Source organism: Aeromicrobium sp. PFPM2_SD2 (assembly GCF_057364525.1).
In genome coordinates this window covers 1-22,470 of the sequence record NZ_JBNFNZ010000006.1, presented here as the reverse complement: position 1 = coordinate 22,470, position 22,470 = coordinate 1, and the positions used below count along the sequence as shown (strand labels likewise).

Below are 22,470 nucleotides of genomic sequence, written 5' to 3'. Positions count from 1 at the left end.
ACCTCGACGTCGGCCCCAGCGGCCGCCGGCGTCCGGCTCGTCGTCACGCTCCAGCAGGAGCGACACGGCGAGCGCGACGCCGACGGCGAGCAGCACGCCGGCGAGGACGAACAGCGTCCTACGCACCGGCGACGGGCGGCGCGGTCGGGTCGTCGGACTCGCCGGTCTCCTCGCGCGCGACCCAGTCCTCGATGCGCTCGAGGTGGTGCTGGGAGCGGGTGACGACGGCCAGCAGGTCGCTCATCTTCGCGACCTCCTCGACCTGCTCCTTGATGAACCACTGCATGAACTGGTCCGAGGCGAAGTCGGACGCCTCGCGGGCGATGCGCGTCAGCTCGAAGATCTGCTCGGTGACCCGCTTCTCCTGGTCGAGCGCGGTCTGCACCGGGTCGACGACGTCGGCGAACTCGATGCGCGGCGCGGCGATGCCGGGGATGCGCGGCACCTGGTCCTGGTCGAGCAGGTACTGCACCATCATCATCGCGTGGTCGCGCTCCTCCATCGCCTGGGCGTAGAACAGCGCGGCCATCTGCGGCATGGTGAGCGCGTCGTAGTAGGTGGCGATCGCGACGTACTGCTGGTGGGCGCTGAACTCGTGACCGATCTGCTCGTTGAGCTTCTCGACGAACTGGGGTGCGGCCATGGGGTGCCATCCTTCTCTCAGGAACGAAGTAAGCCTTGCCTTGCTAGGGTGGCGACGTGCCGCCCAAGCCGAAGAAGAAGTGCTGCGACAGCAAGCCCAAGTGCAAGCGCTGCCCGCTCCGGATGCTGAAGAACGGCACGCTGCCCGAGGGCTACACGGTCAAGAAGCGCAAGCTCGTCAAGGTCAAGGACGCCGGGTCCAAGTCCGCGACGAAGCGCGCCGCCTGAGCACGTCCGCTCCGGTGCCCCGAGCCTAGGGGCCCGCGACCCCGCACTTCCAGCAAGGCACGGCTACCCGCACGAAGGCGCGCCTGCCCTTCCCTGCGCCGCCCCGGGGCCGCGCTGCACTACGGTCGGCGCATGACCGAACTGCGTGACCGGGCCCAGCGCCTGCTCGACCTGCACACCCAGCCCGCCCTGCTCAAGGTGGTCAACGTCTGGGACGCGATCAGCGCCCGCGTCGTGACCGACGTCCCCGGCGTCGAGGCGCTCGCGACCGCCAGCCACTCCATCGCCGTCGCCCACGGGTACGAGGACGGCGAGAACATCCCGGTCGACCTCATGATCCAGGCCGTCGGACGCATCGTGGCCGCCACCCACCTGCCCGTGACCGCCGACCTCGAGGCCGGCTACGGCGACCCGGGCGAGACGGTGCGCAAGGCGATCGACGTCGGCGCCGTCGGGGCGAACCTCGAGGACCAGCTGAAGCCGCTGCCGACGCCGTCGCGGCGGTCGAGGCCGTCGTCCGCGCCGGCGAGCAGGCCGGGGTCCCGTTCGTGCTCAACGCCCGCACCGACGCCTTCCTGCGTGCCGGCGACCGTCCGCACGCGGAGGTGCTCGCCGACGCGATCGAGCGCGGGCGGGCGTACCTGGACGCCGGCGCGCCGGTCGTCTTCGTCCCGGGCAAGGTCGGCGAGGAGGACATCGCGGCGTTCGTCGACGCCTGGGGCCCGCAGCGGCTCACGCTCATCGGCGCGCCGGGCAGCGTCCCGCTCGCCCGCATGGCCGAGCTCGGCGTCGCCCGCGTCTCCTTCGGCCCGTTCTCCCAGTCCGTTGCGCTCATGGCGCTGCAGGACCTGACCCGCGACGTGGTCGCCGACGGCGGCCTGCCGGCCGACTTCCGCGTCCTGAACTGACCGCACGCCGAGCCCGACGGCACCGGCGACGTCCCGGTGCCGCGGGGCCGGGTCAGGCCAGGCCGTGGGCCTTGCGGATCTCGTCGACGATCCGGCCCATGATCGCGGTCATGCCGAAGTCCTTGGGCGTGAACACCGCGGCCACGCCACCGGCCTCGAGCCGGCGCGCGTCGGAGTCGGGGATGATGCCGCCGACGATGAGCGGCACGTCGTCCAGGCCGGCGTCGAGCAGGCCCTGCTGCACCTGGGGCACGAGCTCCATGTGCGAGCCGGACAGGATCGACAGCCCGACGGCGTGGACGTCCTCGTCCACCGCGGCGGCCACGATCTGCGACGGCGTGAGCCGGATGCCCTGGTAGACGACCTCGAAGCCGGCGTCGCGGGCCCGGACGGCGATCTGCTCGGCGCCGTTGGAGTGGCCGTCCAGACCCGGCTTGCCGACCAGGAAGCGCAGCCGCCCGCCGAGCTCCTCGCCCGTCGCCCGGACGCGCTCGCGCAGCGCGCGCTCGATCGCCGGCCTCCTGCACGCCCACGATGCCGCTGACGCCGGTGGGCGCCCGGTACTCGCCGAACACGTCGCGCAGCGTCTGCGACCACTACCCCACGGTGGCGCCGGCGCGCACCGCGGCGAGGGTCGCCTCCATGAGGTTTCGTCCCGGTCTTGGCCTCGTCCGCGACCGCTCCAGGGCGGCGCGCACCTCGGCCTCGTCGCGCTGCGACCGCCACTGCTCGACGTCGGCGATCGCGTTCGCCTCGGCCTGCGGGTCGGCGACCATGATCGCGGCGTCCAGGTCGGCGGTGAGCGGCGACGGCTCGGTCTCGACGTACTTGTTGACGCCGACGACGGTGATCTCGCCGGCCTCGATCCGGGCGCGGCGCTCCGCGTGGGCACCGACCAGCGCCTGCTTCATGTAGCCGGACTCCACGGCCGCGATGGCGCCGCCCATCTCGGCGATGCGCTCCATCTCGGCCGTCGCGCCCTCGACCAGCTCGGCGACCTTGGCCTCGACCACGACCGAGCCCTCGAACAGGTCGTCGTGCTCGAGCAGGTCGGACTCGAAAGCCAGCACCTGCTGCAGGCGCAGCGACCACTGCTGGTCCCACGGGCGCGGCAGCCCCAGCGCCTCGTTCCAGGCCGGCAGCTGCACGGCGCGGGCCCGGGCGTCCTTGCTCAGCGTGACGCCGAGCATCTCCAGCACGATGCGCTGGACGTTGTTCTCGGGCTGCGCCTCGGTGAGGCCCAGCGAGTTGACCTGCACGCCGTAGCGGAAGCGGCGCATCTTGGGGTCCTCGACGCCGTACCGCTCGCGGGTGATCTGGTCCCACATCCGCCCGAAGGCGCGCATCTTGCACATCTCCTCGACGAATCGGACGCCGGCGTTGACGAAGAACGAGATGCGTCCGACCACCTGGCCGAACTTCTCCTCCGGCACCTGGCCGGACTCCTTCACCGCGTCGAGCACGGCGATGGCGGTGGACAGCGCGAAGGCCAGCTCCTGCGTGGGCGTGGCACCGGCCTCCTGGAGGTGGTAGCTGCAGATGTTCAGCGGGTTCCACTTGGGGATGTGGTTCACCGTGTAGGCGATCATGTCGGTGGTCAGCCGCAGGGAGTGCTCGGGCGGGAAGACGTACGTCCCGCGCGACAGGTACTCCTTGATGATGTCGTTCTGCGTCGTGCCGGCCAGGCGCGACGGGTCGACGCCCTGCTCCTCGGCCACGACCTGGTACATCGCGAGCAGCCACATGGCCGTCGCGTTGATGGTCATCGACGTGTTCATCTCCGACAGCGGGATGTCCTGGAACAGCCGCCGCATCGCGCCCAGGTGCGGGATCGGCACGCCGACCTTGCCCACCTCGCCGCGGCTCAGCTCGTGGTCGGGGTCGTACCCGGTCTGCGTGGGCAGGTCGAAGGCGACCGAGAGCCCGGTCTGGCCCTTCGCGAGGTTGCGCCGGTAGAGCGCGTTGGACTCCGCGGCCGAGCTGTGCCCGGCGTACGTGCGCATGACCCACGGGCGATCGGGCTGAACCTTGTCCGTCATGCGCGTCAGGTTACCTCTCGTTAACCGCGCGCGAGAGTCGTCCGGGTCACACCCGGGGCCCGGGTCGCAGGCCTACACTCACCGGATGGTCAACCTCACGCGCATCTACACCCGCACCGGCGACGACGGCACGACCAACCTCGCCGACATGAGCAAGACGACCAAGAACGACCTGCGCCTGGTCGCGTACGCCGACGTGGACGAGGCCAACAGCCAGATCGGCGTCGCCCTGGCCCTGGGCGGCCTGCCGGACGACGTCGTGGCCGTGCTGACCCACGTGCAGAACGACCTGTTCGACGTCGGCGCCGACCTGGGCACCCCCGTCGTGGAGGACCCGCCCCACCCGCAGCTGCGCGTCGAGCCCGACTACGTCGAGCGGCTCGAGCACTGGTGCGACGAGTTCAACGAGCGGGTCGAGAAGCTGCGCTCGTTCATCCTGCCCGGAGGCACCCCCGCCGCCGCCGTGCTGCACGTGGCCCGCACCGTCGTGCGCCGGGCCGAGCGCTCGGCCTGGGCGGCGATCGACGAGCACGGCGCGACCATGAACGTCCTGGCCGCCAAGTACCTCAACCGGCTCAGCGACCTGCTGTTCATCCTGGCCCGCGTCGCCAACGGCGCCGACGGCGACGTGCTGTGGGTGCCCGGCGGCGAGCGGTAGCGCGCCGGGAACGACGAAGGGCCGCCCCGAGGGGCGGCCCTTCTCACGCGTGCGGTCTGGTGTGCTCAGTACCAGTCGATGGCGCGCTGGATCGTGATGGTTCCGGAGTCGGTGGCCGGAGCCTTGACCGTCGGAGCCTTCGGGCTGGAGTACCAGTCGATCGGACGGGCATCCGCAGAGGCGGACATGCTGCCGACGGCGAGGGCGGGGAAGACCGCCGCGACGGCGACGATGACGAGACGCTTGATCACAGGACACCTCTGGGGGGCTAGTAATTTCGGACCAGTGATGCTGATTGTGGCCGTCGAAGCGTGCTCGCGTCAACGGTTTCGGACAATCACAGCACGTTGTTGACGCGACGTCCAGGGGGCGAGGCCTCCAGCCACGACAGCAGGCCGGTCAGCGCGCGCGGGCTGAGCGCCAGCTGCTGCACCCCGTTGGGCGACTCGCACGGCACCACCACGTGCCCGGCGTGGACGGCGTAGGCCTCCCGCCCCTCGGGCATCCGCCGGCGCCCGACCTCCAGGCGGCCCCGCTCGAAGCGGTACCGCGGACGCGGCGACAGCGAGAACGTCCGGAACCACTCCAGGTGCTCGTCGGTGTAGCGCGCCACCCCGAGCGTCCAGCCGCGCGGACCGGCCTCGAGCCGGCGGTTGATGCTCAGGTCGAACGTGCCGCTGGGCTTGGCCAGGCCGCGCCGGCGCATGACCAGCAGCAGCACCAGCAGGCCCGAGAGCAGCACGACGCCCAGGACGGAGTCGACCAGCCACTGCCACCAGGGCATGGTCTCCTCCTTCCTGGGCGTCGAGCCGCGGGTGCGGCTGGGTCAGCGCACCTTCTCGGTCACGCGCAGCCTGGCCTCGGCCAGACGGACGCCCTCGACGTCGCCGGCGGCCCGGGCGGCCTCCAGCTCGGCCTGGACGTGCGCCGTCTCGACCTCGTCGGCCAGCTGGACGTCCTCGCTGAGGATCGACACGCGGTCGTCGGCCACCGAGATGAACCCGTCGGCCACGACGGCGCGGACGATCTCGCCCTGCTCGGGCGTGATCACCACGACGCCGGGCACCAGCAGCGAGAGCAGCGGCGCGTGGCCGGCCAGGACGCCGATGTCACCGTCGGCCGTGCGGGCGATGACCTCGGCGGCCTCGCCCGACCAGACCGTGCGGTCCGCGGCGACCAGCTCGATGTGCAGCGGGCCGGCCATCAGGAGTTCTTCTGGATCTCGGCCCACTTCTTCTCGACGTCCTCGAGGCCGCCGCACATGAAGAAGGCCTGCTCGGCCACGTGGTCGTACTCGCCGTCGCAGATCTTGGTGAAGGCGTCGATCGACTCGTCGAGCGAGACGGTCGAGCCCTCGATGCCGGTGAACTGCTTGGCGACGTACGTGTTCTGGCTGAGGAAGCGCTGGATGCGACGAGCGCGCGCGACGATCGTCTTGTCCTCCTCGCTGAGCTCGTCCACGCCGAGGATGGCGATGATGTCCTGCAGCTCCTTGTTGCGCTGCAGGATGCCCTTGACGCGGTTCGCGGTCTCGTAGTGCTCCGTGGTGATGTACCGCGGGTCGAGGATGCGCGAGGTCGACGTCAGCGGGTCCACGGCCGGGTAGATGCCGAGCGAGGCGATCTCGCGCGACAGCTCGGTCGTGGCGTCCAGGTGGGCGAACGTCGTGGCCGGGGCCGGGTCGGTGTAGTCGTCGGCGGGCACGTAGATCGCCTGCATCGAGGTGATCGAGTGACCACGCGTCGACGTGATGCGCTCCTGCAGGACGCCCATCTCGTCGGCCAGCGTCGGCTGGTAGCCCACGGCCGAGGGCATGCGGCCCAGCAGCGTCGAGACCTCCGAGCCGGCCTGCGTGAACCGGAAGATGTTGTCGATGAACAGCAGCACGTCCTGCTTCTGGACGTCGCGGAAGTACTCGGCCATCGTCAGGGCCGACAGGGCGACGCGCAGACGCGCTCCCGGCGGCTCGTCCATCTGGCCGAAGACGAGCGCGGTCTGTCCGAGGACGCCCGCCTCCTCCATCTCGGCGATGAGGTCGTTGCCCTCACGCGTGCGCTCGCCGACGCCAGCGAACACCGAGACGCCGCCGTGGTTGCGCGCGACGCGGGCGATCATCTCCTGGATGAGGACGGTCTTGCCGACGCCGGCGCCGCCGAACAGGCCGATCTTGCCACCCTGCACGTACGGGGTCAGCAGGTCGATGACCTTGATGCCGGTCTCGAACATCGAGGTCTTCGCCTCGAGCTGGTCGAACGCGGGCGCCTTGCGGTGGATGCCCCAGCGCTCGTTGACCTCGAAGGTCTCGCCCTCGGGCAGGTTCATGACCTGACCGGTGGTGTTGAAGACCTTGCCGAGGGTGGCGTCGCCGACGGGCACCATGATGGGCTCGCCGAGGTCGGTCACCGTGGAGCCGCGGACGACGCCGTCGGTCGGACGCAGGCTGATGGCGCGGACCATGCCGTCACCGATGTGCTGCGCGACCTCGAGGGTCAGCGTCTCCTTCACGCCGGCCACCTCGGTGTCGACGTGGAGCGCGTTGTAGATGTCAGGCATCGAGTCGGCGGCGAACTCGATGTCGATCACCGGGCCGATGACGCGGGCGACACGCCCGGTCGCACCACCGGTGGCGGTCTTCTCTTCGACGGTAGCGGTCATGTCTTCTCTCACTCGTTCCCAGCACCGGCGCCGGAGAGCGCTTCCACGCCACCGACGATCTCGCTGATCTCTTGGGTAATGCCAGCCTGACGGGCCTGGTTGGCGATACGGGTGTACTTCTCGATGAGGTCCTGCGCGTTGTCGGTCGCGGACTTCATGGCCTTCTGACGCGCGGCCAGCTCGGACGCCGCTGCCTGGAGCAGGCAGAAGTAGATCCGGCTGTTGACGTACTTGGGCAGCAGCGCGTCCAGCACCTCGTGCGCGGAGGGCTCGAACTCGTAGAGCGGGAGCAGCTCGTCGGGCTCGGGAGCCTCGGCGCCCTCCACGACCTCCAGCGGGAGCAGACGGATGACGTCCGGCTCCTGCGTGAGCATCGAGCGGAACCGCGTGAACACGATGTGCAGCTCGTCCACGGCCAGGCCCTCGGTCGACTCGCCGCTCGGGTCGAACGCCTCCACCAGGGTGGAGCCGATCTCGCGGGCGACGTCGAACGACGGCTTGTCCGTGTGGCCGGTCCAGGACCGGACGAACTCGCGCTGACGGAAGTTGAAGTACGTCTCGGCCTTGCGTCCGGACAGGAAGTACGAGACCTCCTTGCCCTCGGCACGCAGCTTCTCGCCCAGGCGCTCGGCCTCCTTGAGGACGTTGGAGGAGTAGGCCCCGGCCAGGCCGCGGTCGCTGGTCACGACCAGCACCGCCGCCCGGGTCGGGTTCTCCTTCTCCGTCGTCAGCGGGTGGTCGACGTTCGAGAACGTCGCCACCGCCGACACGGCCCGGGTGAGCTCACGCGCGTACGGAGCGGCGGCCGCCGCCTGCTGCTGCGCCTTGATGATGCGCGAGGCGGCGATCAGCTCCATGGCGCGCGTGATCTGCTTCATCGACTGGGTCGACTTGATCTTCGCGCGGTACTCACGGAGGGAGACGGCCATGGTCAGCCCCGCTTCTGCTTGACGATCTGCTCCTGCTCGACGTCCTCGTCGCCCAGGGCCTCGACGTCCTCGCGGCCCGGCTTGATGGACTGGCCGTCGCTCGTCTGGAACTGGTCGAGGAAGGACTCGTAGGCGCCCTCGAGCGCGTTCTTGGAGTCGTCCTCGAACTTGTTCGTCTCGCGGATGGCGTCCAGCACGCCGCTGTGGCTGCGCTTGACGTAGTCGAGGAACTCGCTCTCGAAGCGGTTGACGTCGCTGACCGGGACCGCGTCCAGCTTGCCCGTGGTGGCGGCCCAGATCGAGACGACCTGCAGCTCCATCGCGAACGGCTGGTACTGGTCCTGCTTGAACAGCTCCATGAGGCGCTGTCCGCGGGCCAGCTGCGCCTTCGACGCGGCGTCGAGGTCGGACGCGAACATCGCGAACGCCTCCATCGCGCGGTACTGGGCGAGCTCGACCTTCAGCGAGCCGGTGACCGCCTTCATCGCCTTCGTCATCGCGGCGCCGCCGACGCGGGAGACCGAGATGCCGACGTCCACGGCGGGACGCTGGTTGGCGTTGAACAGGTCCGACTGCAGGAAGATCTGGCCGTCGGTGATCGAGATGACGTTCGTCGGGATGTAGGCCGACACGTCGTTGGCCTTCGTCTCGATGATCGGCAGGCCGGTCATCGAGCCCGCGCCCAGCTCGTCGGAGAGCTTGGCGCAGCGCTCGAGCAGCCGCGAGTGCAGGTAGAACACGTCGCCGGGGTACGCCTCGCGGCCCGGCGGGCGGCGCAGCAGCAGCGACACGGCGCGGTACGCCTCGGCCTGCTTCGACAGGTCGTCGAAGATGATCAGGACGTGCTTGCCCTGGTACATCCAGTGCTGGCCGATGGCCGAGCCGGTGTACGGCGCGAGGTACTTGAAGCCCGCCGAGTCCGACGCGGGGGCCGCGACGATCGTCGTGTACTCCAGGGCGCCGGCCGCCTCGAGGGCGCCACGCACGCCGGCGATGGTCGAGCCCTTCTGGCCGATGCCGACGTAGATGCAGCGGACCTGCTTGGTCGGGTCGCCGGACTCCCAGAACGCCTTCTGGTTGATGATCGTGTCGATCGCGATGGCGGTCTTGCCGGTCTGGCGGTCGCCGATGATCAGCTGGCGCTGACCGCGGCCGATCGGCGTCAGCGAGTCGATCGCCTTGATGCCGGTCATGAGCGGCTCGTGGACGCTCTTGCGCTGGACGACGGTGGGCGCCTGCAGCTCGAGCGCGCGGCGGCCCTCGGTGGCGATGTCGCCCAGGCCGTCGATCGGCTTGCCGAGCGGGTCGACCACGCGACCCAGGTAGCCGTCGCCGACGGGGACCGAGAGCACCTCGCCGGTGCGGCGGACCGTCTGGCCCTCCTCGATGCCGGCGAAGTCGCCGAGGACGACGACGCCGATCTCGCGGACGTCGAGGTTCAGCGCGAGGCCGAGCGTGCCGTCCTCGAACTCCAGCAGCTCGTTGGCCATGGCCGAGGGAAGTCCCTCGACCCGGGCGATGCCGTCGGCGGCCTGCGCGACGACGCCGACCTCCTCGGTCTTGCTCGTCGTCGGGGCGTAGTCGGTGACGAACTTCTGCAGCGCGTCACGGATCTCGTCCGGACGGATCGAGAGCTCCGTCATGGTGGTCCCTGCCTTCTTTGGGTCTGTGCCGCACGAGGCGGCGGGGCTTCGGTGCCGCGCGTGCGGCGGGGGCTCAGCCTGCGAGCTGCCGACGTGCGGTCTCCAGGCGGCTGGACATGGTGCCGTCGACGACGTCGTCCCCGATCGAGACGGACAGGCCGCCGATCACGGACGGGTCGACCACGAGGTTCAGGTGCACGTCGCGCCCGTACTTCGAGGCTAGTGCGGCGGCCAAGCGCTGCTGCTCCCCCGCGTCCAGCGGGTAGGCGCTGCGGACCTCGGCCAGGAGCCGGCTGCGGCGCGCCGCGGCCTGCTCGCCGAAGGACTCCAGCACCCGGTCGAACGAGCCCGTGCGCGTGGCGGCGGCCTGGACGGCCAGCGCCAGCGTGGTGCTCGAGACCTTGCCCTGGAACAGCGACGTCAGCAGCGAGGCCTTGCCGGCGAGCGGCACGCCGCGGTCGCTGATGACGCTGCGCAGCTCCTGGTCGGAGTCGACGGCGCGGCCGAGCTCGAACAGCTCGGTCTCGACCGCGTCGAGCTCGCCGGAGGCGTCGGCGGCGGCCACGAGCGCGGCCGACGCCGGCGACCTCGAGGCCGTCGACGAGGTCACGCCCGGACGACCAGCCGACCGCCGGCCGCGGTCTTGACGACCGCAGCGTCTGGTCACCGACCTTGCCGCCGAACACGTCCCCGGCGAGACCGGCGCGGGCCGGCCCCTCCGTGGACGGGTCCGACAGCACGCGCCGCAGGGCCGGAGCGCCGTCGAGCGCCGAGACGACGCCGAACAGCTCCTGCCCCACGGACGCGCCGGCGGTGGACGCCTCGACCGCGGCCAGGACGTCCGTCAGCGTCTTCGCAGAGATGCCTCGCATCAGTGGCAGACCCCTCGAGCTCGGTGATGAAGCGCTCGACGGTCCGCTTCTGGCGGGCCTCCTCCTCGAGCGACTCACCGACGATGCGGCTGGCGAGCTGGGTGGCCAGGTCGCCGACCTCGGCCTTGAGCTGCGCCAGGACCTGAGCCCGCTCGGCCTCGACCTGCGCGTGCGCGGCCGCGGTGATGCGGTCGGCCTCGGCCTTGGCCTGCTCGCGCAGCTCGGTGACGATCTGCGCGCCCTGCTCCTTGGCCTCCTCGCGGATGCGAGCGGCCTCGGTGCGGGCCTCGGCGAGCTGGGCGTTGTACTTCTCCAGCGCCGCCTGGGCTTCCTTCTGGGCCTGCTGAGCGTCCTCGATGCCGCCCTCGATGGCGGCGGTGCGCTCGGCGTACGCCTTCTCGAAGTTCGGCACGACGAACTTCGCGACGAGCGCGACGACGATGCCGAAGACGATCAGGCCGAGGATGAGCTCAGGCCACTCCACCGCGAGGGGCGAGTGCTCGCCCTCTGCGGCCAGGAGAGTCGTGTCCATGCGGACTCCTGTCTCGACGCGGGGTTGTTAGAGGACGAACGCGAGCGCGATACCGATGATCGCGAGCGCCTCGGCCAGGGCGAAGCCGAGGATGGCGATCGACTGCAGGCGCGACTGCGCCTCGGGCTGACGGGCGACGCCGTTGATGTAGGCGGCGAAGATCAGGCCGATGCCGATGCCGGGGCCAACCGCAGCGAGGCCGTAGCCGATCATGTTCAGGCTGCCTTCCACGGCAACTCCTTCCGTTGTGACGCCTTGTGCGTCGTCATGCGAAAAACCAGGGCGTATGAAGTTGTGGCGACCGTCGGGCTCAGTGCTCGTCGGCCAGCGCACCGCCGATGTACATGGCGGTGAGGAGGGTGAAGACGTAGGCCTGCAGGAACATGACCAGCATCTCCAGGAAGCTGACCGCGATGCCGAGCAGGAACGCCACGACGCCGACCGGCGCGTACCACGCGTTGCCGGAGTCGAGGATCAGGTAGGCGCCGCCCAGCGAGAACAGGATGAGCAGCAGGTGGCCGGCGAACAGGTTGGCGAAGAGTCGCAGCGCCAGCGTGGCGGGACGGACCAGGATGTTCGACAGGAACTCGAGCGGGATGAGCAGGACCAGGATCGGGCCCTTCATGCCGCTGGGGATCGTCTGCAGCTTGAGGTAGCCGAGGAAGCCGTGCTTGGCGACGCCGACGCCGTTGTAGATCAGCCAGGTGAGCGCGGCGAGGCCGTACACGTAGCTGATCCGCGAGAAGCTCGGGAACTGCAGGAACGGGATGATGCCGTAGTAGTTGTTCACCAGGATGAAGGTGAACAGGCTGAACAGGTACGGCACGAACTTGAGGAAGTGCTCGGACCCGATCGAGTCGCGGGCGACGCCGTTGCGGATGAACCCGTAGAGGTACTCACCGGCGAACTGGGCGCGGCCGGGGACGACCGCCGCCTTGCGCGAGGCGAACCAGGACAGGCCCACGACGATGAACGCCGAGAGGACGATCAGCAGCATCGACTTGGTGACGCCGAGGGAGCCGATCTCGAAGACGGGCGGAAGCTCGAAGCTGCCGGGTCCCGGGGCGGTGAAGCCCTCGCCCTCGGCGGCCACGAACGTCAGTGCGGTGGTCAATCCATCACCCTTCTAATGGCGCGGTCGTCGATCGTCGTGCGGCGAACCAGGTTCGGCCAGCGTCATGTGGTGCGCAGCGAGGCGACCACCGTGTAGATGCCGAGACCGGCGCCCAGCACGATGCCCACTCCCACCATGAACTCGGTCCCCCACCACCGGTCGAGCAGGAAGCCTGCGCCACCGTAGAGGATCACTCCGGCCAGGATGCGCGCGAACGACGTCCAGGGGTCGAAGTGAGGGGTCTCGCTCATTGCCCCCGCAGGTTATCAGGCTTTCACCGCGGCCTTTCGCTCAGGTCGTACAGCAGTTGCCGATTCCTACGATGTGCCACCACCCTGCCCACCGTGACGGTGAGCGCGACGGCGAGCACGGTGGCGCCCAGCGCGGCCTCGTCCAGGCGCGCGCCGAGCAGGTCGGGGTCGAGCAGGACGACCAGGACGGCCAGCAGGCCGAGCATCTTGGTCGCGAAGAACATGAGCGCCACGAGCATGCTGAGGCCCGGCGCCATGCGCGTCATCGGGCCCAGGACGGCGTGCGTCGAGGCGAAGAAGGCGATCGCCACCGCACCGCCGACGGTGGCCCCCAGGGCCCCCTCCGCGCCGCCGACGAGGGCGGCCACGCCGGCGCAGACGGCGGCGACGGCCACCTGGATCAGGACGACCACACGCGCTCCTCGATCTTGGGCAGGACGAACACGGCGGCCGCGGTCAGCACGGCGAGCACGCCGACCGTGACGAAGGACAGCAGGCCGCTGAACAGGCTCACCGCGACGCTGCCGAAGGCCACGAGCGCCGCGACCATGTACATGAGCAGCACCGCGCGCCGGTGCGAGTGGCCGATCTCCAGCAGCCGGTGGTGCAGGTGCATCTTGTCCGGGCTGAACGGCGAACGCCCGGCCCGGGTGCGGCGCACGACGGCCAGCAGCATGTCGACGAACGGCACCAGCAGCACCATGACCGGCAGGATCAGGGGCAGCAGCGCGGCCAGGAAGGTCGCCTGTCCCCCGCCGACGCCCTCGGTGAGGTTCGTGGCCGGGAACTGGCCGGTGAGGCTGATCGTGGAGCAGGCCAGCACGAAGCCGATGAGCATCGAGCCGGAGTCGCCGATGAACATCCGCGCCGGGAAGAAGTTGTGCGGCAGGACGCCGAGGCAGGCGCCGGCCAGCGACGCGCTCAGCAGGGCGCCGGCGATCGCGCGGGTCTCGCCGTTCTCGACCGCGAGCAGGAAGGCGTACGTGAAGAACGCGACGGCGCCGATCGCGACGATGCCGGCGGCCAGCCCGTCCAGGCCGTCGACGAAGTTCACCGCGTTGGTGGTGGCCACGACGAGCAGCACGGTGAGCAGCACCGCCTGCACCTGGTCCAGGCCGACGTAGTTGCCGTACAGCGGCAGGTAGACGAACTGCACGCCCTGCACGATGACGACGACCGAGGCGAACACCTGGCCGGCGAACTTGCTCAGCGCGTCCAGCTCGAACAGGTCGTCGATGACGCCGACGGCGCAGATGACCGCGCCGCCGATGATGACCGCCCGGGCGTCGGCGAAGACCGCCGAGTCGGCGGCCTTCTTGAGGAACGGCAGCTGCTGGGCCACCAGGTAGGCGGCGACCAGGCCGCCGAGCATCGCCGGGCCGCCGAAGTACGGAGTCGGGATGCGGTGGACGTCGCGGTCACGCACCTTCGCCACGGCTCCCCAGCGCACCGCGAGCATGCGGGCGATGGACGCCAGCAGGTACGTGGCACCCAGGGCGACGCCGACGACGACCAGGTACTCACGCATCCGGGGCGGCCTCGATGGTGTTGTTGAAGACGTGCAGGCGCTCCAAGGGCAGCGCGCCCTGGCGCAGGATGCGGGCGGTCGCGCCGGTCGCGTCCAGGATGGTCGAGGGGACGTTGCCGGCCGTGGGGCCGCCGTCGAGGTAGACCGCCACGGAGCCGCCGAGCATGTCCTCGGCCTCGCGGGCGGTGGTCGCGGCGTCCATGCCGGTGCGGTTGGCGCTGCTGACCGCCAGCGGGCCGGTGCGGCGCAGCAGGTCGAGGGCGCGCTCGTCCGCGGGCATGCGCACGGCGACGGTCTGGTGGGTCTCGCCCAGGTCCCAGGTCAGCGACGGCTGCTGGCGCAGCACCACCGTGAGCGGACCGGGCCACAGCTCGCCGATCATCGCGCGCAGCCAGCCCGGGACGTCGACCGCCAGCGCGTCGAGCGTGCCCGCGGCGCCGATGAGCACCGGCGGCGGCATCTGGCGGGTGCGGCCCTTGGCGTCGAGCAGGCGCTGCACGGCCTCGGGCGAGAAGGCGTCCGCGCCGACGCCGTAGACGGTGTCGGTGGGCAGCACGATCAGCTCGCCGTCGCGGACCGCCTGGGCCGCGACGTCCAGGGCGCGCTCGTAGACGGACTGGTCATCCAGGTCGAACCTCACCCGGCCATCCTAGGTGCGCGGCTCGACGGCTCAGAACACCGCGTGGAAGACGAAGGCGATCGCCAGGAACTGGATCAGCCGTCCGATGCCCACGAGGGTGAGGAACAGCCACAGCGGCTGCCTGGACAGGCCGGCCAGGATGCTGACCACCGCCAGCGGCGGCACGCCGACCAGCGACGACGCGAGGACGGTGAGCCCGCCGGCCCACTTGCGGTCGAGCAGGCCGAGCATCCAGTCGCTGACCCGGCGGACGCGGGCGGTGAACCGGTTGCGCGGCGGGCGCGGGCTGCCCCGCTCGTCGAGCTTGCGCTTGCCCTGCCGGGCGGCCTCGAACACGATCGCCTTGCCGGCCACGGTGCCGACGACCAGGCTGACGATGGCGACGACGAGCATCGTGTCGTCCATGAACGCCGACGAGGCGATGACGTACGCCTCGGCGTTGAGGAAGATCGGCAGGATCGCGGACCCGACGCCGAAGCCGAAGGCCGCCGCGACGATCAGCAGGTCCTCCAGCACGCGCACAGCCTATCGACGGGCTGTGAGACGCCCGCGGCGGCTCAGCGGCGGGTGGCGGTGACGAACCGGGCCCGTCCGGTGAGGTCCGGGTGGTCGCGGACGTCGTCCCAGCGGCCGGTCGCGACGAACACCTCCGGCGCGCTCTCGCCCTGGGCGTCGGCGTGCTCGGCGCAGACGACGCCGCCGGGCTTGAGCAGCCGGTGCGCCGTGCGCTCCAGGACGCGCATCGCGTCCAGGCCGTCGTCGCCGGACCACAGGGCCAGCGACGGGTCGTGGTCGCGCACCTCGGCGGTGACGCTCTCCCAGGCCTCGAGCGGGATGTACGGCGGGTTCGACACCACGACGTCGACGGTGCCGTCGAGGTCGCCGAACGCGTCGGCCATGTCGCCGCCGCGCAGGTCGACGCCGCTGCCGTCGAGGTTGTGGTGCGCCCACTGCAGCGCCTTCTCGTCCAGCTCCACGGCGTGGACGCGGGCACCGGGCACCTCGTGGACGACGGACAGCGCGATCGCGCCGGACCCGGTGCACAGGTCGACCACGATCGGCGCCTCGAGCGCCTTGGCCCGGTCGATGGCCCAGCCGGCGACGACCTCGGTCTCCGGCCGCGGCACGAAGACGCCGGGGCCGACCTCCAGGTCGACGTAGCGGAAGGCCGCCGCGCCGGTGATGTGCTGCAGCGGCACGCGCCGGGCCCGGGCGGCGACCATCTCGGCGTACACCTCGCGCTGACGGGCGTCGACGAACTTGCCCGTCACCATCGCCCGCGGGACGCCGGTGACGTGGGCGAGCAGCAGCTCGGCGTCCACGCGCGGGCTCGGCACGCCGGCGTCGGCGAGGGTCTGCGTCGCCTCGGCGACGAGACGGTCGCCCTTCACGAGCGCTGCTCCAGGGAGGCCAGCCGCTCGGCCAGGTCGGCCTCGACGAGCGAGCCGATGACGTCGCTCAGCGCGCCGTCCATCACCTGGTCGAGGTTGTAGGCCTTGAACCCGGTGCGGTGGTCGCTGATGCGGTTCTCGGGGAAGTTGTACGTGCGGATGCGCTCGGAGCGGTCGACCGTGCGCACCTGGGAGCGACGGGCGTCGGAGGCCTCGGCGTCCGCGGCGGCCTGGGCGGCCTCGAGCAGGCGGGCGCGCAGGATGCGCATCGCCTGCTCCTTGTTCTGCAGCTGGCTCTTCTCGTTCTGGCAGCTCGCGACGATGCCGGTCGGCAGGTGGGTGATGCGGACGGCCGAGTCGGTCGTGTTGACGCTCTGGCCGCCGGGACCCGAGGAGCGGTACACGTCGATGCGCAGGTCGTTGTCGTGGATCTCGACGTCCACGTCCTCGGCCTCGGGCAGCACCAGGACGCCGGCCGCGGAGGTGTGGATGCGGCCCTGGCTCTCGGTGATGGGCACGCGCTGCACGCGGTGGACGCCGCCCTCGAACTTGAGCTTGGCGAACGGGGCCTCCCCCGGCTCGGGCGTGCCCTTGGCCTTCACCGCGACGGTGACCGACTTGTAGCCGCCGAGGGCGGACTCGGTGGAGTCGAGCACCTCGGTCGTCCAGCCCTGCTGCTCGGCGAAGCGGGTGTACATGCGCAGCAGGTCGCCGGCGAACAGCGCCGACTCCTCACCGCCCTCGCCACCCTTGATCTCGACGATGACGTCCTTGGAGTCACCCGGGTCGCGCGGCACCAGCAGGTGCTGCAGCCGCTCCGACAGCGCCGGCAGGCGCTGCTCGAGCTCGGCGGCCTCGTCGGCCATGTCGAGCTCGCGGGCGGCCTCGAGGTCCTCGGTCGCCTGCTGCCACTCGCGGTAGGTGCGCACGATCGCCGAGAGCTCGGCGTAGCGGCGGCCGAGCCGCTTGGCCGTCGCCGGGTCCGCGTGGACGGCCGGGTCGGCCATGCGCTGCTCCAGCTCGGCGTGCTCGGCGACGAGCGAGTCGACGGCCTCGAACATCATCAGCTCCTTCGGCGCGGTGGGGACGGGGCAAGACGACGGCGCCGGCCCCTCCTCGTGCGAGGTGGGACCGGCGCCGTGGACCAGCTAGGAGCGCTTGCCGTAGCGCTTCTCGAAGCGGGCGACGCGTCCGCCCGTGTCGAGGATCTTCTGCTTGCCGGTGTAGAACGGGTGGCACGCCGAGCACACGTCGGCGCGGATGACGCCGTCGTCCTTGGTGCTGCGCGTGGTGAACGTGTTGCCGCAGGTGCAGGTGACCTCGGTCTCCACGTAGGTGGGGTGGATCTCGCTCTTCATGGGATGTCCTCTCGTGACGGCCGCTGGGTCGGGCGCAGTGTGCGTCGCGTGAACCAGAACCGAGGATCGATTGTGCCAGGTGGCACCAGGTAGAAGGAAATCGGGGGCGGATCTATTCCGCGGCCGGCAGCAGGTCCTCGATGTCGCCGGCGATGTCCTCGGGCTTGGTCGTGGAGCCGTAGCGGCGCACGACGCGTCCCTCGGGGTCGACCAGGAACTTGGTGAAGTTCCACTTGATCGCGCCGCTGCCCAGCACGCCGGACCGCTCGGACTTGAGCCACCGGAACAGCGGGTGGGCGTCCTTGCCGTTGACGTCGACCTTGGCGAACAGCGGGAACGTCACGCCGAAGTTGCGCTCGCAGAAGTCGGCGATCTCGGCCTCGTCGCCGGGCTCCTGGCCACCGAACTGGTCGCAGGGGAAGCCGAGCACGACCAGGCCGCGGTCGACGTACTCCCGGTAGAGCGCCTCGAGTCCCTGGTACTGCGGGGTGAAGCCGCACTGGGAGGCGGTGTTGACGATGAGCAGCACCTTGCCGCGGTAGTCGGCCAGGTGGCGCTGCAGGCCGTCGATCGCGACGGCGTCGAAGTCGTGGGCGGTGGTCACGGCGCCAGCGTAGAGGCACCCCGGTCGGTTCGGCCGCTCCCCCGCGCCGGCCCCGGACGCGGACGAGCCCGCCCCACCGTGGTGGGACGGGCTCGTCGGGGGACGTGCGTCAGGCGTGCTCGCCGGGCATCGTCTTGGAGATCTGCATGAGGAACTCGGCGTTGCTGGCGCTCTTCTTGAGCTTGTCCAGCACGAGCTCCAGGCCGGCCTGGCCCTCCAGGCCCGACAGGACCCGGCGCAGCTTCCAGACGATCGCGAGCTCGTCCTTGGCCATGAGCAGCTCCTCGCGGCGCGTGCTCGAGCCGAGGACGTCGATGGCCGGGAAGATGCGCTTGTCGGCGAAGTCGCGACGCAGGCGCAGCTCCATGTTTCCGGTGCCCTTGAACTCCTCGAAGATGACCTCGTCCATGCGCGAGCCGGTCTCGACCAGCGCGGTGGCCAGGATCGTCAGCGAGCCGCCGTCCTCGATGTTGCGGGCGGCACCGAAGAACTTCTTCGGCGGGTACAGCGCCGAGGAGTCGACGCCGCCGGACATGATGCGGCCCGAGGCGGGCGCGGCCAGGTTGTAGGCGCGGCCCAGGCGCGTGATGCCGTCGAGCAGGACGACGACGTCGTGGCCCAGCTCGACCAGGCGCTTGGCGCGCTCGATGGCCAGCTCGGAGACCGTGGTGTGGTCCGAGGCCGGACGGTCGAACGTCGAGGCGATGACCTCGCCCTTGACCGTGCGCTGGAAGTCGGTGACCTCCTCGGGACGCTCGTCCACCAGGACGATCATGAGGTGGCACTCGGGGTTGTTCTCGGTGATCGCGTTGGCGATCGACTGCATGATCATCGTCTTGCCGGCCTTCGGCGGGGAGACGATGAGGCCGCGCTGGCCCTTGCCGATCGGCGACACGAGGTCGATGACCCGGCCGGCGAGGTTGCCCTCACGCTCCAGGCGCAGGCGCTCGGAGGGGTACAGCGGGGTGAGCTTGCCGAACTCGACGCGGCTCTTGGACTCCTCGAGCGTCATCCCGTTGACCGAGTCGATCCGGACCATCGGGTTGAACTTCTCCTTGCGCTCGCCCTCGCGGGGCTGGCGCACCTGGCCGACGATCGCGTCGCCCTTGCGCAGGCCCCACTTGCGGGCCATGGAGAGGGACACGTACACGTCGTTCTCGCTCGGCAGGTAGCCGGTCGTGCGGACGAACGCGTAGTTGTCCATGATGTCGAGGATGCCGGCCGCGGGCACGAGGACGTCGTCCTCGGTGTAGGTCGGCTCGGCCTCCATGCCGCGGTCGCGGTTGCGGTTGCGGTTGCGGTTCCGGTTGCGGCCGCGACGGTTGCCGCCGCCGAAGTCGTCGTCGTCGCGCGGGCCGCGGTCGTTCTGGCGTCCGCCGTCGCGGTTGCCGCCGTCGCGGTTGCCGCCGTCGCGGTTGCCGCCGCCGTCGTTGTTGCCGCGGTTGCGGTTGCGCTCACGGCCCTCGCCGCGGCCCTCGTCGTCGCGTCCGCCCTGGCGGTTGCGCTCGCGCTGGCCGTCGTTCTTGCCCTGCGCGTCGCCCTTGTCGCCGCGCTCGGCCTTGTCGCCGTCGTTCTTGGGGGTGCGCTCGGCCTTCTCGGCGCGGTCGCCGCGCTCGGCCTTCTCGCCGTCGTTCTTCGGGGCGCGCTCGGCCTTCTCGGCGCGGTCGCCGCGCTCGGCCTTCTCCGCCTGTCGACCCCCGCGTCGGTGAAGGTCACCCGCTCGTCCCTGTCGGGCGTCTCGGCCCGCACGGAGAGCAAGCTGGCCGGCCAGACGCTGCCGCGCCTGAAGACCCAGAAGGTCGTCGCCGGCGGCGCCAAGGCCAACGCGCTGGCCAACCGCACCCTGGCCCGCGTCCCGGGCACGTCGACGACGGCCCGCTCGGCTCGCGCCGGCGGCTTCACCGCGGTCGCCGCCCCGTCGGTCATCAACGAGCCGCTCGTGCCCGGCGGCAACATCGCCGTCGGCTACTCCACCGGCGACCTGTTCTCCGGCGGCGTCGGCACCGTCACCGCCATCTGCGGCTCGACCGTCTGGGCCTTCGGCCACCCGATGGACTTCGCCGGCGAGACCCAGCTGTCGATGCACAACGCCTCGGCCGCGATGGTCGTGCCGGGCGCCTTCGGCTCGTTCAAGCAGGTCTCGCAGGTCGGCCAGCAGATCGGCACGATCACCTACGACGGCTACGGCGCGATCCGTGGCGAGATCGGTCGCGTCTCCGGCTTCCCGGTCACGACCCAGGTCTACAACCGCGCCGGCACGCGACTGGGCACGTACGGCGGCACCGTCGTGAACCAGGACATGGCGCCCTTCGCCGCCGCGTACGCTCCCGCGTTCGCCGCGGTCGACACCCTCGACAACGCGGGCAACGGCACGGCCAAGCTCGTCTGGCGCATCGACTACAAGCTGCGCAGCGGCCGCACCGGCAGCCTGACGAACTACGAGTACTACGCCGACCGCGGCTCGCTCGCCGACCGGCTGGCCAGCAACGTCGGCAACGACGTCGCGAGCCTGCTCGGCACGCACCTCGCCGACGTGACGATCACCTCGATCACGTCGCGCCTGACGCTGCAGAGCGCCCAGGCGATCAGCTACCGCTACGTCGGCGCGCAGACCTGGACCGGCAAGGCGTGGGTGCCCCTGCACCGCACGACGCTCCGTGCCGGCCGCAACCTCAACGTGCGTCCGGTCTACCGCCAGTACGTCGACGGACGTCCGCGCGCCACGAGCACCGGCCCGGCACGCACCTTCGCCGTCCCGAAGAGCGCCCGCGGCACCGCCAAGGTGACCTACCGCGGCAGCGGCGAGGACGAGGAGTACTGCGAGATCGACGACGAGGGCGACATGGTCTGCTACGAGTTCGGGATGGACGAGGAGGAGGAGATGCGGCCGCCTCGCACCTTCACCGAGCTCCTGGCCCAGCTCGACGCCCACGTCACGGCCGACCGCGGCCTCGTGACGGCCAGCTGGAGCTGGCGGACCAGCCGCGCCACGGGCAAGAGCGAGCGCAACCGCGCCACGTTCGCGCCCGGCGTGATCGGTGGCTCCTACACGGCCACCTTCACGATCCGCCCCTGACCGGCCCGCCCGGACACGACGACGCCCCCGACCGCACGGTCGGGGGCGTCGTCGTGTCCGGCTCAGTAGGCGTAGAAGCCGTGGCCGCTCTTCTTGCCGAGCAGGCCCGCGTCGACCATGCGGTCCAGCAGCGGCGGCGGGGAGTACAGCGGCTCCTTGAACTCCTCGTACATCGAGACGCCGATGGCACGGACGGTGTCCAGGCCGATGAGGTCGCTCAGCGCGAGCGGGCCCATCGGGTGGCCGCAGCCGAGCACCATGCCCTTGTCGATGTCCTCGGCCGAGGCGTAGCCCGCCTCGTACATGCGGATCGCCGAGAGCAGGTAGGGCACGAGCAGGCTGTTGACGACGAAGCCGGCGCGGTCGGTGGCCTCGATCGGCTGCTTGCCGAGCTTCTCGGTGACGAAGTGCTGCATGCGCGCCTTGGTCGTCTCGCCCGTGGTGAGCGAGGGGATCAGCTCGACCAGCTGCATGACCGGCGCCGGGTTGAAGAAGTGCACGCCCATCACCCGGTCGGCGCGTCCGGAGACGGCGCCGAGCTTCACGATCGGGATGGACGAGGTGTTGGACGTCAGGACGGCGTCGTCGGCCTCCAGGATCGCGCCGAGCCGCTGGAACAGGCCGAGCTTGACGTCCTCGCGCTCGGACGCGGCCTCGACGACGAGGTCGCGGTCGGCCAGGCGCTCCAGCTCGGTGGTGAACACGATGCGCTCGAGCGTCGCGGCGACGTCCTCGGGGCTGATCTTGCCGCGCTTCTCGGCCTTGCGGAGCGAGCCCTCGACCCGGTCGCGGGCGGCGTCGGCCGCCTCCTGGCTCACCTCGACGACGATCGTCGACAGGCCCGCGCGGCGGTGACCTCCGTGATGCCCGAGCCCATCAGTCCGCCGCCGATCACGCCGACCTTCTCGATGTGGTCGAAGTCCGTCATCGTGCCTCCTCGAAGATTCCTAGGACGTCATACTAATTCGCCGTCCGCGAGAGCCTCGGCGTGGGTCCTCCGCACCGTCGCACGCCCGTGATGGGATGGCCCCATGCTCGTGCGTCCCCTCCTGCTCGCCGCGGCCGTCGCGCTCGCCACCTCCGCCTGCGCCCTCGTCCCGGGCGACCTCGGCGGGGGCGACGACACGACGATCGAGCGGGCCGAGGAGGCCACGCCGGTGCCCGCAGGCGCTCGTGCGGATGTCGTGCAGCGCGCCGCAGGCCGGGGCCGGTCACCGTCAGCGGCGTCCTCAGCAACGCCGGCACGAAGGCCGCGCGGTACCAGGTCGTCGCCTACGCCGACGTCCCCGACGGGCAGGAGCGCCAGGCCCGCGTCGCCGTCGTCGGCCCGGTGGCCGGCGAGTCGACCGCCGAGTTCAGCGTCCAGGGCGTCCCGACCACCGTGGCCCAGCCGCAGTGCCGG

The 22,470-nt window shown here is 70.8% G+C and carries 27 protein-coding genes and 2 pseudogenes; 5 read left to right on the top strand and 24 right to left on the bottom strand.

Annotation, left to right across the window (positions count from 1 at the left end):
• Positions 1-118: 118 nt before the first annotated feature.
• Positions 119-643: a ferritin gene (locus tag AC2W7G_RS01200; protein ID WP_485866812.1), complete on the bottom strand. Its 525-nt coding sequence runs from the start codon at positions 641-643 to the stop codon at positions 119-121.
• A gap of 56 nt (positions 644-699) precedes the next feature.
• Here AC2W7G_RS01200 and AC2W7G_RS01195 point away from each other — a divergent pair, with 56 nt between their 5' ends.
• Both AC2W7G_RS01195 and AC2W7G_RS01190 read left to right on the top strand, forming a co-directional pair.
• Positions 700-870, top strand: a complete 171-nt coding sequence (locus AC2W7G_RS01195; RefSeq protein WP_485866811.1) for a hypothetical protein — start codon at positions 700-702, stop codon at positions 868-870.
• A 132-nt stretch (positions 871-1,002) separates the two neighbouring features.
• Positions 1,003-1,778 (top strand): annotated as a pseudogene (locus AC2W7G_RS01190) (isocitrate lyase/PEP mutase family protein).
• Between the two features lie 52 nt (positions 1,779-1,830).
• On the opposite strand, the gene AC2W7G_RS01185 reads toward AC2W7G_RS01190, so the two are convergent.
• Positions 1,831-2,175: a cobalamin-dependent protein gene (locus tag AC2W7G_RS01185; protein WP_485866814.1), complete on the bottom strand. Its 345-nt coding sequence runs from the start codon at positions 2,173-2,175 to the stop codon at positions 1,831-1,833.
• On the opposite strand from AC2W7G_RS01185, the gene AC2W7G_RS01180 reads away from it, so the two are divergent.
• Positions 2,074-2,322 (top strand): hypothetical protein, encoded by a 249-nt coding sequence (locus AC2W7G_RS01180; protein ID WP_485866815.1) that lies wholly within the window; start codon positions 2,074-2,076, stop codon positions 2,320-2,322. The two genes, AC2W7G_RS01185 and AC2W7G_RS01180, sit on opposite strands and share 102 nt — an antisense overlap.
• Before the next feature lie 52 nt (positions 2,323-2,374).
• On the opposite strand, the gene AC2W7G_RS01175 is transcribed toward AC2W7G_RS01180, so the two are convergent.
• A complete protein-coding gene (locus AC2W7G_RS01175; protein ID WP_485866810.1) occupies positions 2,375-3,817 on the bottom strand; it encodes a methylmalonyl-CoA mutase family protein in 1,443 nt (480 codons plus the stop codon).
• Positions 3,818-3,902: 85 nt separating this feature from the next.
• Between AC2W7G_RS01175 and AC2W7G_RS01170 the strand changes: the two genes are divergently transcribed.
• A complete protein-coding gene (locus tag AC2W7G_RS01170) occupies positions 3,903-4,475 on the top strand; it encodes a cob(I)yrinic acid a,c-diamide adenosyltransferase (RefSeq protein WP_485866809.1) in 573 nt (190 codons plus the stop codon).
• Between the two features lie 65 nt (positions 4,476-4,540).
• Here AC2W7G_RS01170 and AC2W7G_RS01165 read toward each other — a convergent pair whose 3' ends face one another.
• The 20 genes and pseudogenes from AC2W7G_RS01165 to rho form a co-directional block, all read right to left on the bottom strand.
• Positions 4,541-4,726, bottom strand: coding sequence for a hypothetical protein (locus tag AC2W7G_RS01165; RefSeq protein WP_485866808.1), 186 nt, complete (start codon positions 4,724-4,726; stop codon positions 4,541-4,543).
• A gap of 86 nt (positions 4,727-4,812) precedes the next feature.
• The gene (locus AC2W7G_RS01160; protein WP_485866807.1) at positions 4,813-5,259 is read right to left on the bottom strand and encodes a DUF2550 domain-containing protein; all 447 of its coding nucleotides are present in this window, start codon (positions 5,257-5,259) and stop codon (positions 4,813-4,815) included.
• Positions 5,260-5,301: 42 nt separating this feature from the next.
• On the bottom strand, positions 5,302-5,679 hold the full coding sequence (locus AC2W7G_RS01155; protein ID WP_485866806.1) for a F0F1 ATP synthase subunit epsilon: 378 nt from the start codon (positions 5,677-5,679) through the stop codon (positions 5,302-5,304).
• Complete coding sequence (atpD, locus tag AC2W7G_RS01150; protein ID WP_485866805.1) at positions 5,679-7,130, bottom strand: F0F1 ATP synthase subunit beta; 1,452 nt, start codon at positions 7,128-7,130, stop codon at positions 5,679-5,681. The genes AC2W7G_RS01155 and atpD overlap by 1 nt, the downstream gene beginning before the upstream one ends.
• An 8-nt stretch (positions 7,131-7,138) precedes the next feature.
• Positions 7,139-8,059: a F0F1 ATP synthase subunit gamma gene (locus tag AC2W7G_RS01145; RefSeq protein ID WP_485866804.1), complete on the bottom strand. Its 921-nt coding sequence runs from the start codon at positions 8,057-8,059 to the stop codon at positions 7,139-7,141.
• Positions 8,060-8,061: 2 nt separating this feature from the next.
• Positions 8,062-9,702 carry a F0F1 ATP synthase subunit alpha gene (atpA, locus tag AC2W7G_RS01140; protein ID WP_485866803.1) on the bottom strand — a complete coding sequence of 547 codons (1,641 nt, stop codon included), beginning with the start codon at positions 9,700-9,702 and terminating at the stop codon, positions 8,062-8,064.
• A 73-nt stretch (positions 9,703-9,775) separates the two neighbouring features.
• Positions 9,776-10,312 (bottom strand): ATP synthase F1 subunit delta, encoded by a 537-nt coding sequence (gene atpH, locus AC2W7G_RS01135; RefSeq protein ID WP_485866802.1) that lies wholly within the window; start codon positions 10,310-10,312, stop codon positions 9,776-9,778.
• Between the two features lie 254 nt (positions 10,313-10,566).
• Positions 10,567-11,106, bottom strand: a pseudogene (locus AC2W7G_RS01130) (F0F1 ATP synthase subunit B); the annotation flags it as partial.
• Between the two features lie 27 nt (positions 11,107-11,133).
• Positions 11,134-11,319, bottom strand: coding sequence for an ATP synthase F0 subunit C (atpE, locus tag AC2W7G_RS01125; protein ID WP_049798293.1), 186 nt, complete (start codon positions 11,317-11,319; stop codon positions 11,134-11,136).
• Positions 11,320-11,416: 97 nt separating this feature from the next.
• Complete coding sequence (gene atpB / locus AC2W7G_RS01120) at positions 11,417-12,220, bottom strand: F0F1 ATP synthase subunit A (RefSeq protein ID WP_485866801.1); 804 nt, start codon at positions 12,218-12,220, stop codon at positions 11,417-11,419.
• A gap of 62 nt (positions 12,221-12,282) precedes the next feature.
• Positions 12,283-12,471: a hypothetical protein gene (locus tag AC2W7G_RS01115; RefSeq protein ID WP_131404179.1), complete on the bottom strand. Its 189-nt coding sequence runs from the start codon at positions 12,469-12,471 to the stop codon at positions 12,283-12,285.
• A gap of 23 nt (positions 12,472-12,494) precedes the next feature.
• Positions 12,495-12,884: a Cg1360 family ATP-synthase-associated protein gene (locus tag AC2W7G_RS01110; protein WP_485866800.1), complete on the bottom strand. Its 390-nt coding sequence runs from the start codon at positions 12,882-12,884 to the stop codon at positions 12,495-12,497.
• On the bottom strand, positions 12,872-13,999 hold the full coding sequence (locus AC2W7G_RS01105) for a glycosyltransferase family 4 protein (protein ID WP_485866799.1): 1,128 nt from the start codon (positions 13,997-13,999) through the stop codon (positions 12,872-12,874). Before AC2W7G_RS01105 ends, AC2W7G_RS01110 begins: the two co-directional genes overlap by 13 nt.
• Positions 13,992-14,639, bottom strand: coding sequence for an L-threonylcarbamoyladenylate synthase (locus AC2W7G_RS01100; RefSeq protein ID WP_485866798.1), 648 nt, complete (start codon positions 14,637-14,639; stop codon positions 13,992-13,994). The genes AC2W7G_RS01105 and AC2W7G_RS01100 overlap by 8 nt, the downstream gene beginning before the upstream one ends.
• 30 nt (positions 14,640-14,669) lie before the next feature.
• A complete protein-coding gene (locus AC2W7G_RS01095; protein WP_485866797.1) occupies positions 14,670-15,155 on the bottom strand; it encodes a VTT domain-containing protein in 486 nt (161 codons plus the stop codon).
• 41 nt (positions 15,156-15,196) lie between these two features.
• Positions 15,197-16,030 carry a peptide chain release factor N(5)-glutamine methyltransferase gene (prmC, locus tag AC2W7G_RS01090; protein ID WP_485866796.1) on the bottom strand — a complete coding sequence of 278 codons (834 nt, stop codon included), beginning with the start codon at positions 16,028-16,030 and terminating at the stop codon, positions 15,197-15,199.
• Positions 16,027-17,091 (bottom strand): peptide chain release factor 1, encoded by a 1,065-nt coding sequence (gene prfA / locus AC2W7G_RS01085; protein WP_485866813.1) that lies wholly within the window; start codon positions 17,089-17,091, stop codon positions 16,027-16,029. The genes prmC and prfA overlap by 4 nt, the downstream gene beginning before the upstream one ends.
• An 87-nt stretch (positions 17,092-17,178) precedes the next feature.
• The gene (gene rpmE, locus AC2W7G_RS01080; RefSeq protein WP_485866795.1) at positions 17,179-17,388 is read right to left on the bottom strand and encodes a 50S ribosomal protein L31; all 210 of its coding nucleotides are present in this window, start codon (positions 17,386-17,388) and stop codon (positions 17,179-17,181) included.
• A gap of 112 nt (positions 17,389-17,500) precedes the next feature.
• Positions 17,501-17,992, bottom strand: coding sequence for a glutathione peroxidase (locus AC2W7G_RS01075; protein ID WP_485866794.1), 492 nt, complete (start codon positions 17,990-17,992; stop codon positions 17,501-17,503).
• 109 nt (positions 17,993-18,101) lie between these two features.
• Positions 18,102-20,078 (bottom strand): transcription termination factor Rho, encoded by a 1,977-nt coding sequence (gene rho / locus AC2W7G_RS01070; RefSeq protein ID WP_485866793.1) that lies wholly within the window; start codon positions 20,076-20,078, stop codon positions 18,102-18,104.
• Between rho and AC2W7G_RS01065 the strand changes: the two genes are divergently transcribed.
• Positions 20,043-21,068: a hypothetical protein gene (locus tag AC2W7G_RS01065; RefSeq protein WP_485866792.1), complete on the top strand. Its 1,026-nt coding sequence runs from the start codon at positions 20,043-20,045 to the stop codon at positions 21,066-21,068. The two genes, rho and AC2W7G_RS01065, sit on opposite strands and share 36 nt — an antisense overlap.
• Positions 21,069-21,130: 62 nt before the next feature.
• Here AC2W7G_RS01065 and AC2W7G_RS01060 read toward each other — a convergent pair whose 3' ends face one another.
• Positions 21,131-21,886, bottom strand: coding sequence for a 3-hydroxybutyryl-CoA dehydrogenase (locus tag AC2W7G_RS01060; RefSeq protein WP_485866791.1), 756 nt, complete (start codon positions 21,884-21,886; stop codon positions 21,131-21,133).
• Positions 21,887-22,470 lie beyond the last annotated feature (584 nt).

Bases quoted from the DNA above. Each gene is read 5' to 3' on its own strand.
- AC2W7G_RS01155 (WP_485866806.1), bottom strand. From the start codon at position 5,679: ATGGCCGGCCCGCTGCACATCGAGCTGGTCGCCGCGGACCGCACGGTC.
- AC2W7G_RS01145 (WP_485866804.1), bottom strand. From the start codon at position 8,059: ATGGCCGTCTCCCTCCGTGAGTACCGCGCGAAGATCAAGTCGACCCAG.
- AC2W7G_RS01115 (WP_131404179.1), bottom strand. From the start codon at position 12,471: ATGAGCGAGACCCCTCACTTCGACCCCTGGACGTCGTTCGCGCGCATC.
- atpA (WP_485866803.1), bottom strand. From the start codon at position 9,702: ATGACGGAGCTCTCGATCCGTCCGGACGAGATCCGTGACGCGCTGCAG.
- prfA (WP_485866813.1), bottom strand. From the start codon at position 17,091: ATGTTCGAGGCCGTCGACTCGCTCGTCGCCGAGCACGCCGAGCTGGAG.
- atpD (WP_485866805.1), bottom strand. From the start codon at position 7,130: ATGACCGCTACCGTCGAAGAGAAGACCGCCACCGGTGGTGCGACCGGG.
- AC2W7G_RS01175 (WP_485866810.1), bottom strand. From the start codon at position 3,817: ATGACGGACAAGGTTCAGCCCGATCGCCCGTGGGTCATGCGCACGTAC.
- AC2W7G_RS01170 (WP_485866809.1), top strand. From the start codon at position 3,903: ATGGTCAACCTCACGCGCATCTACACCCGCACCGGCGACGACGGCACG.
- AC2W7G_RS01065 (WP_485866792.1), top strand. From the start codon at position 20,043: ATGGACTTCGCCGGCGAGACCCAGCTGTCGATGCACAACGCCTCGGCC.
- atpE (WP_049798293.1), bottom strand. From the start codon at position 11,319: ATGATCGGCTACGGCCTCGCTGCGGTTGGCCCCGGCATCGGCATCGGC.
- AC2W7G_RS01160 (WP_485866807.1), bottom strand. From the start codon at position 5,259: ATGCCCTGGTGGCAGTGGCTGGTCGACTCCGTCCTGGGCGTCGTGCTG.
- AC2W7G_RS01105 (WP_485866799.1), bottom strand. From the start codon at position 13,999: ATGCGTGAGTACCTGGTCGTCGTCGGCGTCGCCCTGGGTGCCACGTAC.
- rpmE (WP_485866795.1), bottom strand. From the start codon at position 17,388: ATGAAGAGCGAGATCCACCCCACCTACGTGGAGACCGAGGTCACCTGC.
- AC2W7G_RS01200 (WP_485866812.1), bottom strand. From the start codon at position 643: ATGGCCGCACCCCAGTTCGTCGAGAAGCTCAACGAGCAGATCGGTCAC.